Raw genomic sequence first — 1,030 nt, forward strand, 5'->3', positions numbered from 1 at the left:
CTGTTTACTACAAAACATGTGTTTTCGTGTGCGCCCTCTACCACATTTATCCCTTTCTCGATCACTGAAAGGTCAAAAATTAACACATAATCAGGCTCATAGACAAAGCACTTGGTTAAAATAGGTGCTTCATCAACCACCAGATCAGCAAAAACGGGAGCACCTCGCCTCTCATGTCCGTAAGCGGGCACGGTCATGGCATACTTATCTTCGTGGATGGCAGCTGCTGAGGTAAGTATTTTTCCTGCAGTAACCACACCTTGTCCGCCGAGGCCGTAAATCTTAATCTGTATCAACTCTTGCAACCTCCTTTTACTATGATGTTGTAATAGATACTTGCCAAAAACTATATTATTTAAAGGGTTTCCACCCCGGCTGCCATATCCGCAATCTCCTGGATATCCACGGCACAGCATTTAAGAGGGATTCCACCCAAGAGCTTGCATGGAAATTCGCTTACTAAACTGTTTCATCAGCTGTATCTTCCCGTCCAGATCCCTCTTCATCCGCACGGCCATCCCAGAAATACTGATAGCAGCAATAATTTGTGCACTGCTGTTTCTAAGCGGTACGGCGATACAGACCAAACCCTCTTCGATCTCTTCATTGTCAACTGCATAGCCTTGTTTTTTGATATCGCCCAGGTGCTGCTTCAGTAAATCCGGTTCAGTGATTGATTTGGATGTTATACTTTTTTTAATTCTTGTTTTTTTGATATAATCGTCCAGTTTTTCTGGAGGCAAAGCTGCCAAAAGTACCTTTCCTGTAGCTGTACAGTAAGCTGGCAGAGACTCAGAACCCGCGCTCCCATTATTTAACATGTCTACATTTTAACTGTTCCGGAATTTCCATTTATAGTACTTGGAGAAAGCGTAAAAAACTTATATCTCCTGAAATCTTTGTCTTCAGGAAACGATTTTTTGATTATTTATTTTCCATGGGGCACTCTATATCATCGAATAGTCGCCTTCATACTAGCATGTGATCAAAAAGATAACGTGCTAGCTCCTGTCCTGATAATACTCCAAGC

Annotated in this window: 2 protein-coding genes; both read right to left on the reverse strand. The window is 42.2% G+C overall.

Annotated elements, in window-relative coordinates; translation table 11 throughout:
• The coding region (locus SSCH_RS06560; protein WP_044664773.1) for a 2-oxoacid:acceptor oxidoreductase family protein at positions 1-296 on the reverse strand (296 nt) is incomplete at its 3' end.
• A 120-nt stretch (positions 297-416) separates the two neighbouring features.
• On the reverse strand, positions 417-821 hold the full coding sequence (locus SSCH_RS06565) for an IclR family transcriptional regulator (RefSeq protein WP_052835402.1): 405 nt from the start codon (positions 819-821) through the stop codon (positions 417-419).
• Positions 822-1,030: the final 209 nt, after the last annotated feature.

This window comes from Syntrophaceticus schinkii, from assembly GCF_000946815.1.
Taxonomy (GTDB): Bacteria; Bacillota; DSM-12270; order Thermacetogeniales; family Thermacetogeniaceae; genus Syntrophaceticus; species Syntrophaceticus schinkii.